The sequence below is a fragment of the Priestia sp. YIM B13552 genome, from assembly GCF_042787775.1.
Taxonomy (GTDB): domain Bacteria; phylum Bacillota; class Bacilli; order Bacillales; family Bacillaceae_H; genus Priestia; species Priestia megaterium_E.
Window position 1 is genome coordinate 82,559 of the sequence record NZ_JBHZOU010000006.1, and the last position, 15,911, is coordinate 98,469.

At 35.9% G+C, this 15,911-nt stretch carries 15 protein-coding genes; 6 read left to right on the top strand and 9 right to left on the bottom strand.

Annotated elements, in window-relative coordinates; genetic code table 11:
- Positions 1–181: 181 nt before the first annotated feature.
- The 3 genes from ACFX40_RS21550 to ACFX40_RS21560 form a co-directional block, all read right to left on the bottom strand.
- Complete coding sequence (locus tag ACFX40_RS21550; protein WP_098524688.1) at positions 182–1,684, bottom strand: malate:quinone oxidoreductase; 1,503 nt, start codon at positions 1,682–1,684, stop codon at positions 182–184.
- A gap of 120 nt (positions 1,685–1,804) precedes the next feature.
- On the bottom strand, positions 1,805–2,629 hold the full coding sequence (locus ACFX40_RS21555) for a pyruvate, water dikinase regulatory protein (RefSeq protein WP_028409016.1): 825 nt from the start codon (positions 2,627–2,629) through the stop codon (positions 1,805–1,807).
- A gap of 580 nt (positions 2,630–3,209) precedes the next feature.
- Positions 3,210–4,091: an HAD family hydrolase gene (locus ACFX40_RS21560; RefSeq protein ID WP_060746856.1), complete on the bottom strand. Its 882-nt coding sequence runs from the start codon at positions 4,089–4,091 to the stop codon at positions 3,210–3,212.
- 327 nt (positions 4,092–4,418) lie between these two features.
- Here ACFX40_RS21560 and ACFX40_RS21565 point away from each other — a divergent pair, with 327 nt between their 5' ends.
- The 3 genes from ACFX40_RS21565 to ACFX40_RS21575 all read left to right on the top strand — a co-directional run bounded on the left by ACFX40_RS21565 (position 4,419) and on the right by ACFX40_RS21575 (position 9,313).
- Positions 4,419–5,882, top strand: coding sequence for a hypothetical protein (locus ACFX40_RS21565; RefSeq protein WP_028409018.1), 1,464 nt, complete (start codon positions 4,419–4,421; stop codon positions 5,880–5,882).
- A gap of 968 nt (positions 5,883–6,850) precedes the next feature.
- Positions 6,851–7,873 carry a hypothetical protein gene (locus tag ACFX40_RS21570; protein ID WP_098332883.1) on the top strand — a complete coding sequence of 341 codons (1,023 nt, stop codon included), beginning with the start codon at positions 6,851–6,853 and terminating at the stop codon, positions 7,871–7,873.
- Between the two features lie 843 nt (positions 7,874–8,716).
- A complete protein-coding gene (locus ACFX40_RS21575; RefSeq protein WP_025751311.1) occupies positions 8,717–9,313 on the top strand; it encodes a mechanosensitive ion channel family protein in 597 nt (198 codons plus the stop codon).
- A gap of 2 nt (positions 9,314–9,315) precedes the next feature.
- Here the strand turns inward: ACFX40_RS21575 and ACFX40_RS21580 are convergent, their stop codons facing one another.
- The 3 genes from ACFX40_RS21580 to ACFX40_RS21590 all read right to left on the bottom strand — a co-directional run bounded on the left by ACFX40_RS21580 (position 9,316) and on the right by ACFX40_RS21590 (position 11,533).
- The gene (locus ACFX40_RS21580) at positions 9,316–9,894 is read right to left on the bottom strand and encodes an HAD-IA family hydrolase (RefSeq protein ID WP_028409020.1); all 579 of its coding nucleotides are present in this window, start codon (positions 9,892–9,894) and stop codon (positions 9,316–9,318) included.
- A gap of 128 nt (positions 9,895–10,022) precedes the next feature.
- Positions 10,023–11,039: a glycine-rich domain-containing protein gene (locus ACFX40_RS21585; protein ID WP_098248209.1), complete on the bottom strand. Its 1,017-nt coding sequence runs from the start codon at positions 11,037–11,039 to the stop codon at positions 10,023–10,025.
- Positions 11,040–11,113: 74 nt separating this feature from the next.
- Positions 11,114–11,533 (bottom strand): hypothetical protein, encoded by a 420-nt coding sequence (locus ACFX40_RS21590; RefSeq protein WP_014459592.1) that lies wholly within the window; start codon positions 11,531–11,533, stop codon positions 11,114–11,116.
- 407 nt (positions 11,534–11,940) lie between these two features.
- On the opposite strand from ACFX40_RS21590, the gene ACFX40_RS21595 reads away from it, so the two are divergent.
- Both ACFX40_RS21595 and ACFX40_RS21600 read left to right on the top strand, forming a co-directional pair.
- On the top strand, positions 11,941–12,432 hold the full coding sequence (locus ACFX40_RS21595; protein WP_028409022.1) for a hypothetical protein: 492 nt from the start codon (positions 11,941–11,943) through the stop codon (positions 12,430–12,432).
- Between the two features lie 80 nt (positions 12,433–12,512).
- A complete protein-coding gene (locus ACFX40_RS21600) occupies positions 12,513–12,647 on the top strand; it encodes a hypothetical protein (RefSeq protein ID WP_013083673.1) in 135 nt (44 codons plus the stop codon).
- Between the two features lie 58 nt (positions 12,648–12,705).
- On the opposite strand, the gene ACFX40_RS21605 is transcribed toward ACFX40_RS21600, so the two are convergent.
- Complete coding sequence (locus ACFX40_RS21605; RefSeq protein WP_255256563.1) at positions 12,706–13,068, bottom strand: DUF4183 domain-containing protein; 363 nt, start codon at positions 13,066–13,068, stop codon at positions 12,706–12,708.
- Between the two features lie 134 nt (positions 13,069–13,202).
- Between ACFX40_RS21605 and ACFX40_RS21610 the strand changes: the two genes are divergently transcribed.
- Entirely contained in the window at positions 13,203–13,583 is a 381-nt protein-coding gene (locus ACFX40_RS21610; RefSeq protein WP_098248207.1) for a DUF4183 domain-containing protein, read from the top strand.
- Between the two features lie 140 nt (positions 13,584–13,723).
- Here the strand turns inward: ACFX40_RS21610 and ACFX40_RS21615 are convergent, their stop codons facing one another.
- Together ACFX40_RS21615 and ACFX40_RS21620 are read right to left on the bottom strand one after the other, a co-directional pair.
- Positions 13,724–14,956 (bottom strand): aminopeptidase, encoded by a 1,233-nt coding sequence (locus tag ACFX40_RS21615; protein WP_098248206.1) that lies wholly within the window; start codon positions 14,954–14,956, stop codon positions 13,724–13,726.
- 143 nt (positions 14,957–15,099) lie between these two features.
- The gene (locus ACFX40_RS21620; protein WP_028409025.1) at positions 15,100–15,894 is read right to left on the bottom strand and encodes an IclR family transcriptional regulator; all 795 of its coding nucleotides are present in this window, start codon (positions 15,892–15,894) and stop codon (positions 15,100–15,102) included.
- Positions 15,895–15,911 lie beyond the last annotated feature (17 nt).

A 15,911-nucleotide genomic window follows, 5' to 3' on the forward strand; every position in this document is an offset into this window, starting at 1 on the left:
ATAAGTAATTATATCATGAATACGAAGTAAATTCTGCTAGTAAAGGAAATAAATAAAAAGAAGTCCGTTATATAACGAACTTCCCTCATTTTTTCTTATAGATTTCACATGTCGTTTAAATGCTTTAACTATCTAAAAAACTCTTTTAATATAGAGTATACGTATCAAAGGCTGCCTAAAATCATTGGTACACAAGTTCTTTTTTACTTAAATCAAGCGTTTGTGCTGTAGAAGCATGAATTTCGTTAAAAAGCGCTGGATTTTCTACCAGTGACAAGCCGTAAGAAGGAATCATTTCTTTTATTTTTGATTCCCATTTCTTCATATGCTCCGGGAAACACTTTTCCAGCACTTCAAGCATGACATGAACGGCAGTCGAAGCACCTGGCGAAGCACCGAGCAATGCAGCAACGGAACCATCAGCTGAACTCACAACTTCGGTACCAAATTGAAGAGTTCCTTTACCTCCGGCTTCCGTATCTTTGATTACTTGTACACGCTGACCCGCTACGACGATATCCCAGTCTTCGCTTTTTGCGTATGGAATAAACTCGCGAAGTTCTTCCATACGCTTTTCATTAGATAACAGCACCTGCTGAATCAAGTATTTCGTTAAGCCCATCTCTTTGACGCCTGCTGCTAACATCGTTAAAATATTATTCGGTTTTACAGAATTGATTAAATCCAAATTTGAACCCGTTTTTAAGAACTTTGGTGAAAATCCGGCAAAAGGTCCAAACAGCAGTGTTTTTTTGCGGTCGATATAGCGTGTATCAAGGTGCGGAACCGACATCGGCGGAGCGCCAACCTTTGCTTTTCCGTACACTTTCCCGTGATGCTGCGCTACAACTTCGGAGTTATTGCATACCATAAATAATCCGCTTACCGGAAACCCTCCAATATGTTTGGACTCAGGAATACCCGTTTTTTGGAGTAAAGACAGACTTCCGCCTCCTCCTCCGATAAAAACAAATTTCGCCGTGTGGTATTCCTGTTTACCGCTATGAATATCATGTACTTTCACTTCCCACAAGCCGTCTGCGTTACGTGTTAGATTTTCAACGCTGTGGTTATAGTTAATTTCTACGCTTTTATTCTTTAGATGTGTAAACAACATACGAGTTAAAGCCCCAAAGTTCACGTCCGTCCCTGAGTCGATTTTGGTTGCCGCAATTGCTTCAGTCGATGTACGGCCTTTCATAACAAGCGGCATCCATTCTTTTAGCTTTTCAGGACGATCCGAATATTCCATCCCTTGAAACAACGGATTATTTGATAGCGCTTCAAAACGTTTTTTCAAAAAGGATACGTTCTTTTCTCCTTGTACGAAACTCATATGAGGGATTGGCATAATAAACTCTTGCGGATGATGAATTAAATTACTGCTTACAAGATACGACCAAAACTGTCTTGAAAGCTGAAACTGTTCATTAATCTGCACTGCTTTCGTAATATCTATAGATCCGTCAGCTTGTTCAGATGTATAGTTCAACTCGCACAGTGCAGCATGGCCAGTCCCTGCGTTATTCCATTCATTCGAGCTTTCTTCTCCTGCATCTGCGAGTTTCTCGAATACTTTGATTTCCCATTCCGGCGCTAACTCTTTTAGTAAAGATCCCAACGTTGCGCTCATCACTCCGGCCCCAATTAAGATAACGTCTGTTTTTTTATATACATTGCTCATCAAAATCTTCCTTATCTTTTATATTTTAAAAAAGCACCTTTTAGCAACACGCCTGTTCTACCTGACTCTCTACAGATTAAGTATGTCTGACAAGTTATCTGTCTTACATAATGGGCATTTTTATACATACCCTTTCATCTTGTCCTTTTTTAACATGCTCAATATCACTTCAGCGGTTTCTTCAACTGCTTTACCTGAGACATTAACAATAGGACAGCCAATGCGCTTCATAATTTTCTCAGCATAGTCCAGCTCTTCAAGGATTCGATCTACATTGGCATAATTGGCTTGAGACGCTAAACCTAAATTTTTTAATCGTTCTTTTCGGATTTCATTGAGCTTATCCGGTGTAATAACTAAACCAATACATTTATTTTTCGGAATAGTAAAAAGTTCATCAGGAGGAGTCACTTCTGGAACTAAAGGTATATTCGCTACTTTAAGACTTTTATGAGCTAAATACATAGAAAGTGGCGTCTTAGATGTTCTCGAAACACCAATCAACACTAGATCAGCTCGCTTGATGCCTCTGAAGTCTTGTCCATCATCATATTTAACAGCGAATTCAACTGCTTCTACTCTTCGGAAATAGTTATCGTCTAATTTTCTCGTTAATCTCGGTTGGAGATTAGGTTCTTTATTAAAGGTTTGGCTAAAGGCACTCATAAGTGGGGTCATTAAATCAATGGCTACAATTCCTTCTTCTTGTGCCTTTTGGTCAAGATATTGTTTTAAAGGTGGGATGACGATAGTATACGCAATGATGGCCTCGTTACACCTTGCTTCAGCAATGATATTATCAATATTTCGCTCATCTTCTACGTAAGAAGTATTTTGAATTTCAATATCTTCTCCACTAAATTGAGTTAAAACTGCTTTTACCATCAGCTCAGCCGTTTCACCTACTGAGTCGGAAACTATATAGACAATTTTTCTTTTATTCACATTAAACCTTCCTATTCTTTGATTTTAATAGTTTAATAACGCTAGCATTTTTTGTTCAACTATCATTTAGTAGCTTGCAAGATACATATTTTATTGGTAATGAGTGGACTAATATTGTGGAAACTGTGATTATAAACACTTCAAAAAAAAACGATTGAACTCAACATTTATGTCATACTAATTATAAAATAAAACTAAATATGTTATACTATTTTCATTAAATGTTATATTAGCATTAAATATACGGAGATACAATCCCTTTTCTGCGCATTTTATAAAAAGTTTAAAGAAAGAAAAAGTTTAGATTTTAAAATGTTTTATGCTTTGGCATGGTGGGACTCATCAGGGCTGAGAGGTGTTTTGCAGGGATAGTTACGAGGATAGTTATATAATTATGTTGTTTATAACATAATTTTTAAGTTATAGAAGATTTATTCTTAGCTATTCTTTTTAGCTAAGAGTGCTATAACTAAAAATAATGAACGGTTTACTTTTCATCTTATGTATACTAAAAACACCGCCTAAAAGACGATGTTTTGAAGGGCTGGTTATAATGCATTGTGGTGAAATAGATTAATTTTTATAAAACGGGATTACTTCTAGTAGATTTTTGCAATAAAAATTTAGAAAGATAATGGGATACGCCGTTTTCGTCACAGTTAAATTCCGTTACGTCATCGACAATTTCTTTAATATGATCCGGCGCATTTTTCATCGCTACGGCATAGCTGGCAAACTGAAACATTGGTAAATCATTATTGCTGTCGCCAATTGCTAGAATGTCTTGCTCGGGCAAATTAAAATGTTTTAGCATTTGCTGAATCCCCGTTGCTTTATTTACGTTTGCCACCATCACTTCAACATTGTGTTTAGATGAAGTAGAAGTTGTAAAGTCGATTTCTTTTTTAAGTTCTTCAAGCTCCTCTTTCCATTTATCGATATGCTCGTGCGTTCTTGCAAAGAAATAGAACTTTGAAAATTCGCTTCCTTCTACGGAATCTTTCCAGTCAATTTCTTCTTTAATCGCTTGTTTACGAGAAAGCCATTCGTTAATTTCCACACTGTCTGGCTTTGGCTCTCTAATTTCATTTTCCACATAGGACTGATCTTGTTTTAACGTCACGCGAGATGTGCCATACGGGAAAAGCTCGTAGTATACCTTGTTCGCTCTTGCTTTTTCAATAATAGTTTCCACCAATTGAAGCGAAAGCGAGTGCTGAAAGACTGATTCTTTTCCTACGTACCCTGCCATACCATTTGACGTGATAAATCCATCCACTTGAAAGCCTTCAGGAACTAACTCTTCTATTTCATCAAACGCTCTTCCCGTAGCAATAAAAACAAAAATTCCCTGTTTTCGTAATTCGTCAATGATTTCTTTTGTTTGAATACTTACTTTATTGGAGCGATTTAATATCGTACCGTCCATATCTAAAAAAATTGCTTTAGGTTTTAACAACATATTTATTCCCCCTATTTGTAAAAAGAGTGTACTTGGCAAGTATAAACTTTTCCATTTTCAAACTCAATGAATGTACTTTGCTTTTCTCTTTTATAAAACTACTATAATACTCTCCTTACATCTAAAGTACCTACTTATATTGTACAAGCTCTATAAAGAAAGCATTTTATCTTTGCAATAAGCCTTTATATGTACTAATAGCCAGTTAGGCTAATTTAATATAAAACAGCATTCACAAAAACGAATTTTCCTTTTAGCCTTTAGAGTATCGTTCAAAAAAGATATAATAAGATTGTTACAGATTAAATACATACAGAGGAGGTCAACATGAACGAACCATCTAATTTTTCTCCTTATCTTATTAAACAAATCAGCGATGCGATCGATGACAATATCAAAGCAAAGTGCATAGACTTTTTATATGATTCTCATTCGTTTTTTTCGAATGAAAAAGATTTTATAGAAGACTACATTTTAAATATATTGCAAGATACGTTTGTTTTAGAGAATAAATTAATAAATCCTAAGGAAATACGAAACCCAGCCTACAAAAGAAGACAATCAAATAAGAAAAACTGGCTGCAAACGTTAAAAAAAGATATTAAAGCAGAAAAGCCTAATCCTATTTTTGAAGACATTGAATTGGCCAAAAAGGTGATGGATAAAAAAGTGGATACCGAACACTTAAAAAAGCTGTTTGGCGTAGAAAAACCTGAAGATATTTTAAAGATAAAGTTAAAAGAAGTAGAGACATGGGCTAAAAGTAAAAAAACAAACATTACCGATTTTCCTTATTTAGATTCAAAAATGAATTATCAAATAGAGAAAGCATTTCACACGGACTTTACTTTTTTAATTGCTGAAATCATATTAGAAAAATACAATGGAAATTTAAGCAACTGGATTGATAAACGATTAAATTCGTGGGTAGAGGCCCCTATCTTCTCAAATGAAAGTCATTCTCTTAAAACCAATATGGAAGTTAAAACAAACTCCCAAGAAGTCGTTTTATATAATGACTATAAAGTTGATGAAGAATATTTCATTCGCACCATTATCCCTGTGAATGATAATCAAACGGTTCTTTCCAAACGAAATATGGTATTAGATCCAAAAGATTCTCAAATTATCCAGTTTGCCCTTTCACAGCGCGACGAGATGTTTTATAAAGAAAAAACGGTGACGCTTGATTTAGCGGATATCGTGAAAGAAATTTATAATTCAAAAGGTGTAAAAAACTACGAAGCGGTTGAAGCCCGCATTATGAAAATTGCCAGATATCACGTAGAAGGTGTAGCAAAGAAGAAAAATTCCAGAGATACAAAATTTGCGATCAACTTCTTCCAAAAGGCTGTTATTGAAACCGATGAAGTAACGGGCAGACGATATGCAACCATCGTATTTAGCGACGATACGCATCAAGGCTTTTTAAATCAGCAGTTTGTACAAATTTACAGTGATGTTATTAAAAAGTTTAAAGATAACTCGCTGTCTTCTTTGCTGCTGTATGCATTTCAAAAAGAGCGATTAGATTGTTATTTACAAGAGAAGTCTTACACCCATTTTTACCCGTATCAATATTTTGCTTCAAAAGTTCGTTTTCGTTCAAAGAAAATTGATGTCAATCTAAAATTAATTAATGAATCTCTAGCAGAGTTTGTTAGCAATCAAGTACTGATCCAAAGTTATCAGCAAAAACTTCAAGGATTTGAAATCTCTTTTATTCCTCTTCAAAATTATGAAATTCAAGACTATTTTGGAGGAGAACATAGAGAAACATTGGAAGGGTAAATTGTTCCCTTCTTTTTTATTTGATATTTTGCCACTTTCAGCTTATAAATACAAAATATCCCTCTACTTTTATTTCATGGTTTGGAAGTTTTGTCATTTTTAACGTACTAACCAGAAGCTTTTGCCGTTTTTTACGTACCTCTTCGCTTCTTTTGCCGTTTTTAGCGTACTAATTACTACCTTTTGCTGTTTTTGACGTACCACTGTGATTCTTTTGCCATTTTTGACGTACTACATTCATTTTATTTACTCTTAATTCCTTATTAATTGTTAATTATTCTCTTTTTTCCGTAAAACAATCCTACCTTTTGCCGTTTTTGATGTACTCCTTCACTACTTTTGCCGTTTTCTGCGTACTAAACGTTGCTTTTCCCTTTGTTATTGCCTTTTCAAACCCCATTTTTTATTTTTTTCGCAGCATATATAAAGCTTTTGCCATTTTTGACGTACTAAACAAAAACTTTTGCTGTTTTTGTCGTACTACTACGTCGTTTTTGACGTTTTTCACGTACTAAAAATAGCTTTTGCCATTTTTGACGTACTGATGAAATTCATTGTGTTATTTACAACGATCAGAGAAGTGATTTTTTTACCTTTTTTTAGGTGAATCGAGATAACTTTTGCTGTTTTTAGCGTACTACTCTTCACTTTTGCTATTTTTGGCGTACTATACTGAGCCTTTTGCCGTTTTTTACGTACTAAAACGCATAAAGTTTTTTTTGATTTTTACTGATCGTAACAAACACTGTTCTGCCGGCGCTTGCTTGCTTTTGCCGTTTTTGTCGTACTAAAAAACCTATACGCTGCACCCCTTGATATGACAGCATTCTTTGAACCTTTTGCCGTTTTTAGCGTACTACTCGTTCGTTTGCGATTCTGTTTCTTATTGATATAATTTTCACAAGGTATTCTTTGTTATTTTACCCTAATAAATTATTGTTGATATGAAATAGATTGGAGGGATTCTCATGATAAAAAAAGAATTTGCGAAAATTGGAAAACAAATTATTCGCCAATTGTCTAGCACCGTAGAAAAATATAAAGATATTGAAGATCACATGGACCTAGACGCTCATGGGAACCCTACAATCAAAACAGTGGCAGAGCATCACCGTTTATCTAAATCTCAAATTTCACAATTAATTTTTTATCACTTCCTTCACGTTGATGAAAGAGGTATTATTTGTGATGTTTCTGAAAAAGAGATTGCAGCCGCTTTGGATTGTACAGTTCGAACAGTTCGCAACAACAATATAGTATTAGCGGAAACAGAATTAATTTCTTATTCTCGCAGCGGCAAAGGAATCAATATTTGTATTGTTCCCTATCCTCAATATTTTGAAGAACACGGCTTTGGGTTTATGGAATTAGAATATACTCGCTTTGAAGAACTTATTCTAATTGAAAACGTAAATGCCCTTCGCTTAGAGCTGCGCAAAGAATTGGTTTATGACAACGATACGATTAAGCGTCAGTTTAATCCTGGAGAAAACACTTCAAAAATTAGCTTTAATGACTATAAAATTTTCACGCCGAAATATACTCACTACAAAGGTATGATGCAAAAAATAGCTGAAACACAGACGAGCGCATTTAAAACTGTTGTCCAAGGATCTACTATTTTCTTTGTTTTAAAAGACGGAGCTAAAAATGGCAAGATGTCAAAACAAGAAAAGAAAGATCAATACGATGCGGCGATTCGACGTACTATTGAAGAGACTTTTGTAAAATTATCTGGACACAGCACAGATTCTACTGGAATTGTTATGTCTTCATTCCAAAACGAAGACATCGCTGATTTGGTTCAGCTTTCTTTTGAATATGGTATCGAACGAGTGAAGTCTGCCCTTTATTCTCTGATTGAACAGGCCTTCTTCAGCCATGATGCTCAAGTCGTTGAAAATTACGGTGGAAAAATCCGTACGCTCATTCGAAAAGAGCTTTCAAAAAATCTTCAAGATCAAGTCCCTGCCGAACTTACAGCTTCATAAGGGGCTTCTTTGGCATGTCTTTTTTTTATTTTCTCTCCTTTCTCTTCTCTTTTTGATACAAATAGTGCAAACAAACACCCCTTTTTGCAGCTATCCAATTCCATTATTCTATCTATCTAAACGGAATGAGTTCAAACAAATGATATTTCTTGTGTATAACTACGGAATATGGCTAAAAAAATACCTTCATACTTATCCACAAAAGAAAGAAAACATATTCAATGACTGTTATATCATCCTCTTTGTTAATAAAAACATCCCTTTTATTTTTTTATTAACGATGATTTCCAGATTATTTACTCTTTAACACGACGATTTTTATCCACAGTAGAAATAATTCATACTTTTAATAGAAATCTTCATGCTGTGAGTTTTAAAATCCGTCTATTATAGAAGAAAAAACATAGTGAATAAAATAGTTTCCATATCTGTTGTTATAAAAAACATCTTTTAGCTAAAGAATGCTGTTCACAAAAAAGGTCTATTTTCCACACAGTTATTTATTGAAAAGTAATTCCCTCTCTAACCCTTGATATCATTGGGTTTTTACAGGATTTTTCTTTCTTTAATATCTGTATATAATGTTTGTTAATAAGATCTATACTAATCTCTGCTATAAGGTTTTATTTAATATTTGTATAAAGAAATGTTTTAAAAATATCTATACCTGAAGATTTTCACTTTTTCTAAATTAAGGAGTTTTCATTACATGTACCAAATACAAATAAATTAAAATAAACCAATAGTTCAAACGCCTCTTAATAAATTCTAGTAGTATATTTTTAAAAATAAATTATACTATTCAGTAGAGAAAATTTTATAAAGCAAGAAAGGGACTTAATCATGAAAGACATACAGTGGGTACAGCAAACTTTATTTAATACTGGTAAGTGGATTGACATTAGCGAAGTAATTATAAAGATTATCTTGATTTTTATTATTGCTCAAATCGTTATCAGGTTTGCTCGTAGTGTAATTAATAAAATCTTTGATTTCAGATTTAAAACCAAGCTGCTGAGGTACAACGAACGTAAAGAAATAACGCTGAAAAAGCTTTGTCTGAGCATTGTCATGTACGTCGTGTATTTTATTGTACTTATCACATCTTTAGAAGCAATCGGAATTAATATGAAAGCACTTTTAGCTGGTATTAGCGTAGCAGGATTTATTACAGGCTTAGGTGCACAAAATTTGATTAAAGATATTTTAAACGGTTTTTTTATTCTATTTGAAGATCAATTCTCAGTAGGAGATCACGTATCCATAAATGATACGAAAGGAACTGTTGAAGAAATTGGATTGCGCACGACAAAAATTCGCGGAGTTGACGGAGAGTTTTACTTTTTTGCTAATAGTAACATTACAAAAGTAGCGAACTATACGCTCGGTGAAATTCCCGAAGTACATAAGCCTGAACAAATAAAAACTCGTGAAGAATAGCTTCACGAGTTTTTATTTACGACAGTTGTAAAGAATTGATCGTATGATGTAAGGTGATAATCTGCTTCGATGTCGTCATTTTGAAATGCACATGTTTTGATTCCCAGTTCACGGGCAGGTTTTAAGTCGAGCTCGCGGTCTCCAATCACTAAATCGAGCTGATACTTATCGTGAAGATAGGCATAAGCGCCGCTATCAGGCTTTCGTTTGTAGCCATCATCTTTTGTAATAATCTCCGTAAAATAGTGCTCCATATTAAAAAATGCCAGAATATCAAGAGTAGACTGTCTAGATTTATGCGTAACAATTACATTTGTATCCGCAAAGCTCAGTACGTCTTCTACGTGAGGAAAAGCAGGCTTATCTTTAGGATTGATTTTCTGTTCAAGCACATGGAAGTGTTTATCAAACAAAGACTTTTCAATATCGAAGTGCTTAATTGCTACGTCAGAAGATATCTTCATTTGTTTCAAAATATCATCTTCTGAGATTGTTTGATCTGTTAGTAATTCTTTGAATGCTTTTACAATCGTTGGATAGGTATCAAAGATGGTTCCATCAAAGTCCCATAAAATATTCATTTTCACTGTCTCTCCTTTTTTAAAAACGTAACGATTATACCAAATTTTTCATTGCTTGTCAGTGAATCATTTTGTCGTTGTTGCATTTAAAGTAAAAAAACTCGTATAAAACGAGTTTTTTTACTTTATCAGCTGCTGCTGCACCCACTCCCGCAGCTGGAGCTTGAACAGCTAGAGCTGCTGCAGTTTGAACTCGAACAGCTGCTGCCGCTGTCATGATGGTGATGACCTCCATCGTTGTGGTGATGGTGGCGGTTGTCTTCCCAGGGGCTTGAACAGCTATACCCGCTGTAAGAGGCTGTATCTCCCGCATACATCGTCTTTTTATATAGCAGCAGCTCATTCATATGGCTTGAAAAGCTGGTGGCTTTGTAGAGAGAATAAAAAACAAAGCCTTGAAGAAGAAGTTCGTTTGATACATTTCCTTTTTTAGCCGCTTTTTTAAAATAAGTTGATCCGCCCGTTTTTTTTCTTTTTCGAGCAGCAGTGACTTCTTCTTTTAACGTTTGAACCAGGGCTCTCTGCTGTTTTTCCCATTTGCCGTTTCTTAAAAAATAGCGATCTAGTAATTCATCTTCTGACAATCTTTGAAAATCTTGAAGTGTATTTTTACCAAGCGGATGCTGAAAAAATTTCCCCCAAAGCAGTCGGCTGTTACCCGTTATGTCAAACAAATGAGCATACATCCAATCGAAAAATGCTCGCTTATCCGGCTGTGGAGACGGAGCTGTATCTACATTTGGCTGGTGATGCAAAAAGCGGTTGAAAAAGTGTTCTGTAAAACGCTCATAATCTACTGTAAACATAATCATTTCGTGCCACACTTCATCCACTTTTTCACTAAACATCGGTACGTCTTTGATGACTGCATTTAATAAAAAGTAGCGCTTCATCTCAAAAAACGTCCATTCTACTTCATCAGCTTTTGTATTTCGCCCTTTCATACGCTGTTTCACCTGTTGAACATAGGCTGCCGGTAAAGAATCTTCTAGTGAATGAACAATATCTTCAAAACCATTATCTTTATGTATTCCAAGCTCATCTGGAAGCTCCTCTTTATACAAGCGAAAGCTTCTAGACTTTACAGTCCCTTTAATAATCAAAGCTAAAAGAATTACCGCTCCTACTATAATTGCTGCTATCATCTTCTTCCCCCTATACCGCGTCTATATATATTCAATATTTTACCACATTCGTAAAATACAAAAAAAGAGCTCAATTAACTTGAGCTCTCGTCATCATCTGGTATCTCGTCTACCTTTTCTACTTTGACTAGACCTTTCGTGCTATATTCAAGATCAAAGTATGCTTTAACGATATCCCCTTTTTTCAAATTGCTTGGAATCGGTTCATTTAAATTTTTATCGGAAAATTTAATGCCCGTTCCTTCTTTTGTTGTTCCGCTGTATGTACCATTTTCGATTTTTTCAATAGTAATATAATACACTCGATATTTGTGCGCTTCCTCGTCACCCTTTGCTTTTTCTTTAACGGTTTCTTGTTCAGGAAGCTTACTCAGTGTTTCTTGGGCCTGTTCAGAAGTCGGCTCTGCTGATCGATTTATGAATTGCATCACAACTAAAACTAAACATATAACTACTAAAACTAATAATAATATCTTTTTTGCTGATAAAGACAATGAACTGTGCCTCCTTACACCTTTATGTATATCATGCTGCACACAAGAGATTATACACGATAAAGGATTAGAAATTGGGATAAATTCTATAAAAATAGTAAAAATATGAGAAAATACCTAGAATTTTTTACGCTTTTCTGCACTTTTTTGAGATAGAAAAGAAATTTGGTACCTTATCCTTAAATTGTAACTGATTTGCTTCATTTTCGAAAAGAGTTTTGCCCATTTTGTCGTAAAAAAGTCATAATAAGAAGGAATATCACACCATATTGTCGAACGTATGTATATACTTATAATGAACTGCCGAACTGCTTTTCTCTACCCTCATTGTTGAGGCAATATGGCAACTGAAACAGCTTGCTGTTAAATTCAGATTACACATCTATACTCAGGAGGTGGAATGCAAAATGATGTTTGCACTTATTGTTGTGGTTGGTATCGTAGCACTTGGCGTAGCTAGCTTCTACGTCATTAAGCGGCCTCAAGGCGCTGTTGATCCTGAGGATCGCAAACCGCTTGTTTCTGTAAACGGACATGTTAAATTTGCAGAAGGGATTAATCAAATTTCCATATCTAAAATTGACATGTACGATCAGCGTCTTGTTATCAATCAAGTAGCTATTATTCCATTTAACCGTATTCAACGAGCAGAATTTTCAAAGGTTGTCAAAAATGAAAAAGGCCTTCACGGAGCTCCTGTTCAACGCTATTTCGGTGAACTAACTATTCATTTCACAGACAAGAACGGGCAAGAAACCTACATTCGCTGTGAAACACCGAAAAAAAATCAATTTCACCTCATCTACCAGTACGATTTAATGAAAAGACAATTAAATAAGCGTCTTGGTCTTGAAGATCAGCAGCCTTACCTTACTCTCCAAGAACCATACGAACTATAAGAGAAAACCTCCCTTTTTCACATATTATTTCACTTCCCTGTACATACTAGAAGCGAAACTGAAAATGGGAGGTCATTCCAATGGATTTCGTCCGTTTTTTGCAATATTTTTGTTCAATCGCTGGCGCTCTATGCTTAGGGTTTACCTACTATCACATGTTCAAGCGTGACGCTCCGGTTAAAAAAGAAGAATCACAGCAAGGTGGAACTGACTAATGTTCACCTTGTTTTTTTTATGTGTGGACATGTGCTCATGGCATTTGAAGGCTGAAAGCTAAATGACTTTAATCATTTGTAAAATGACGGGTGACTTTTCTAAAGGAATATCCTCTGTGTTAATGATAAGAAGTCCTTTTTGGACGCTGTAATTGGAGGAAGGCTGTAACACACCGTTGATAAATAAATTACTGTATGAATAGCTCTCAGGATCCAATATATGCTGAGTGCCGTATTCTTTTAACGCGTCTTGATCTGTAAAAATGCGCTTGCTGCCTCCGGCTACCGCATAGTATTCAAAGATGCGAACTTTTTTCGGGAATATATACCTAAATTCCTGCTGAGGCAACACGGGAAGCTTAATAAAAGGTGTTGAACAAGAGGATGCATACTGATCGCAGCCGTAAGATTTTTTTTTCAAGAAAGACTCTCCTTCACAGATGTACTTAGTTTAGTTATAGTCTTTAAGAATTAAATTTATGCCATTAAACCTATCCCTCAGAAGGAACAACTGCATATATTGAAGGATAGAACATGAAAGGAGGTAACACATTTATGCCTCTTCAAATTATGAAACTTGCTATAGCTGCTGCTACTACTGTAACAGCCAGCCCAACCGTCTCACGTTTTTTCTATGCAGCCACTGCTACAACTACGGGTGCAGCTACTTTAACAATCGATGCGGCTGACTTTTTTGGTGACACAGGTGGCGCGGCTACTGCACTCCCTGCTTTAGCTACCGATAACAGCTATTACAATGTGTATATCAACGGCGTTTTACAAATGGCTGGCCTTTCCACATATACGCCAGGAGCTACGGGTGTCGGTTCTTTAGCTATTACTGTTCCTGCAGGATCTAGCATTTTAACAGGTTCTCCTGTAGTTTTGGAAGTTGTTAACTTTGCTCCTGATTCTACAACTGATGTACAAACTTAAAAATAACTTGCTATCGTTTTATTTTAAAGCGTAATCGCGTGTAAGATATATAAATCTCAGTTTTACAGAAATTTAGTGGCCATAATAAAAGCTTCTGCGGATGTAGCGCAGAAGCTTTTATCATTGTTAATTTAGTTAATTCAAAACGCCCAGTTCCCTTTTCTAAACACGGGCTCGCTTGTACCGTCAGCTTTAATACCGTCGATGTCCATTTCAGCTGAGCCAATCATGAAGTCAACGTGGGTGATGCTGTCGTTTGCTCCGTTTTGTGATAGCTCTTCTTTAGACATCGTTTTTCCGCCTTCTAAACAGAAGGAATACGAGCTGCCGATGGCTAAATGGTTGGATGCATTTTCGTCAAACAGCGTGTTGTAGAAAATGATGTTTGACTGAGAGATTGGCGATTGATGCGGTACTAAGGCTACTTCGCCTAAGTATTTGGCACCTTCATCTGTTTCAATTAAGTGCTTTAACGTTTCTTCGCCTTCTTCTGCTTTTACATCAACAATTTTTCCGTTTTCAAATGTTAGCGTGAAGTTTTCAATTAAGTTTCCTGCGTAGCTAAGCGGTTTTGTGCTCGTTACTTGACCATTTACGCCGTCTTTTTTCGGAAGTGTGAATACTTCTTCTGTTGGCATATTGGCCATGAACGAGTTGCCGTCTTCATTCACACTGCCTGCCCCAACCCAAATATGTTTGTCAGGAAGCTCAATTGTTAAATCTGTTCCTGGCGCTTTATAGTGAAGCTTAGAAAATTTCTTTTCATTTAAAATATCTACTTTTGTATGTAATGAAGCGTTGTGCTCTTCCCATGCGGCCACTGGATCTTCTTGGTCTACGCGCACGGATTTAAAAATAGCTTCCCACAGTTTTTCTTGCTGCTGTTCTTCTGGAACGTCAGGAAATACTTTAGCTGCCCAGTCTTTTGAAGGAACAGCTACAATGGACCAGCTGATTTTATCGGATTGGATTGCTTCACGGAATTTTTTCATTGCTTTTCCGCTTACTTTTTGGAATGCAGCAATACGTTTGCCGTCTACTCCTTTTAGTAAGTCAGGACCGCTTGAAATTACAGATAAAACAGCGCCTCCGTTTTTCACAAGCTCTTCTCTTGCTTGAGCTTTCCAAGCAGGAAATTCATTAAATACAGATTCATCCGCTTTTTCGTATTTCAAACGAACTAAATGATCGTCGTGCCAGTCTACATCAACAGACTTTGCTCCGGCTTCGTACGCTTTTTTCGCAATTTCACGAACAAAATCAGCGGAAGAAATATCGGCATTAATGTTTAATACTTGCCCTTTTTGAATGTTTACACCGACTTTTACAGCCAGCTCGGCGTACTTTTCAATATTGTGCTCAAACTGTTCCATAATTTATCTCCTTTACGTATATATTCTAACGACTTTATTGTATCATGAATAAAACATCAATTAAAAATCCTAGCCTATAGTTTACATAATATAATTACGTTATTTTATAGATTATTATACAGCAAAAGTTTGTTCTCGAAGAATCAGAACAAACTTTTGTCTTTCACAGATTCCGTTTTGTAGCCGAGCCGCTCCGAAATGTTCTTGCCTATATCAACCATGCGTTCTTGAAGATACGTTAAGCGCTCATTTGTCATACGCATCGTAGCACCGGAAATGCTGACTGCAGCAACGACTTGACCAAGGTGATCAAAAATAGGCGCTGCAATGCAGGTAATTCCATATTCATTTTCTTCTAAATCCAGCGCATATCCCTTTTGTTTCACTTCTGAAAGTTCTTGAAGAAAGCTTTCTTCATCTGTAATGGTGTGATCGGTATGAGCAGGTAAGCCTTTTCTTTCAAGAATGCTCGTTACCGTATTAAGCGGTAAAAAAGCTAGAATAGCTTTACCAACGGAGGTACAATGCATTGGTGCTCTTTTCCCCACTTTTGAATGCATGCGCAGCGTCTGATTTCCTTCTAATTTTTCAATGTACACTACTTCACCTTGATCGTAGACAACAAGATGAATAACTTCATTTGTTTCACTTTCAAGTTCTTGCAAAAACGGCTTTGCTTCTGTCCGTAAATCAATCGAATCTAAAAGCTTTGAACTTACTTCTAAAAACTTATACCCAAGCTTGTACCGCCCGCTTTCTTGATCTTGTTCAATATAGCCATACTGAGCAAGAGTAGTTAGAATACGGTATACGGAGCTTTTGTTGATGTCCATTTGCTTTGCAATTTCTGTGACTCCTACCCCTTCTCTTTCCATGCTGACAATTGTGACAATATCCAATGCCCGGCTTACAGACTTAACCATATTTTCTCTCTCCATTTTTCCTCTCTCCTCTA

Coding starts and splice junctions, on each gene's coding strand:
- ACFX40_RS21550 (WP_098524688.1), bottom strand. CDS start 1,684: ATGAGCAATGTATATAAAAAAACAGACGTTATCTTAATTGGGGCCGGA.
- ACFX40_RS21560 (WP_060746856.1), bottom strand. CDS start 4,091: ATGTTGTTAAAACCTAAAGCAATTTTTTTAGATATGGACGGTACGATA.
- ACFX40_RS21565 (WP_028409018.1), top strand. CDS start 4,419: ATGAACGAACCATCTAATTTTTCTCCTTATCTTATTAAACAAATCAGC.
- ACFX40_RS21570 (WP_098332883.1), top strand. CDS start 6,851: ATGATAAAAAAAGAATTTGCGAAAATTGGAAAACAAATTATTCGCCAA.
- ACFX40_RS21575 (WP_025751311.1), top strand. CDS start 8,717: ATGAAAGACATACAGTGGGTACAGCAAACTTTATTTAATACTGGTAAG.
- ACFX40_RS21580 (WP_028409020.1), bottom strand. CDS start 9,894: ATGAATATTTTATGGGACTTTGATGGAACCATCTTTGATACCTATCCA.
- ACFX40_RS21585 (WP_098248209.1), bottom strand. CDS start 11,039: ATGATAGCAGCAATTATAGTAGGAGCGGTAATTCTTTTAGCTTTGATT.
- ACFX40_RS21595 (WP_028409022.1), top strand. CDS start 11,941: ATGATGTTTGCACTTATTGTTGTGGTTGGTATCGTAGCACTTGGCGTA.
- ACFX40_RS21600 (WP_013083673.1), top strand. CDS start 12,513: ATGGATTTCGTCCGTTTTTTGCAATATTTTTGTTCAATCGCTGGCGCT.
- ACFX40_RS21610 (WP_098248207.1), top strand. CDS start 13,203: ATGCCTCTTCAAATTATGAAACTTGCTATAGCTGCTGCTACTACTGTA.
- ACFX40_RS21615 (WP_098248206.1), bottom strand. CDS start 14,956: ATGGAACAGTTTGAGCACAATATTGAAAAGTACGCCGAGCTGGCTGTA.
- ACFX40_RS21620 (WP_028409025.1), bottom strand. CDS start 15,894: ATGGAGAGAGAAAATATGGTTAAGTCTGTAAGCCGGGCATTGGATATT.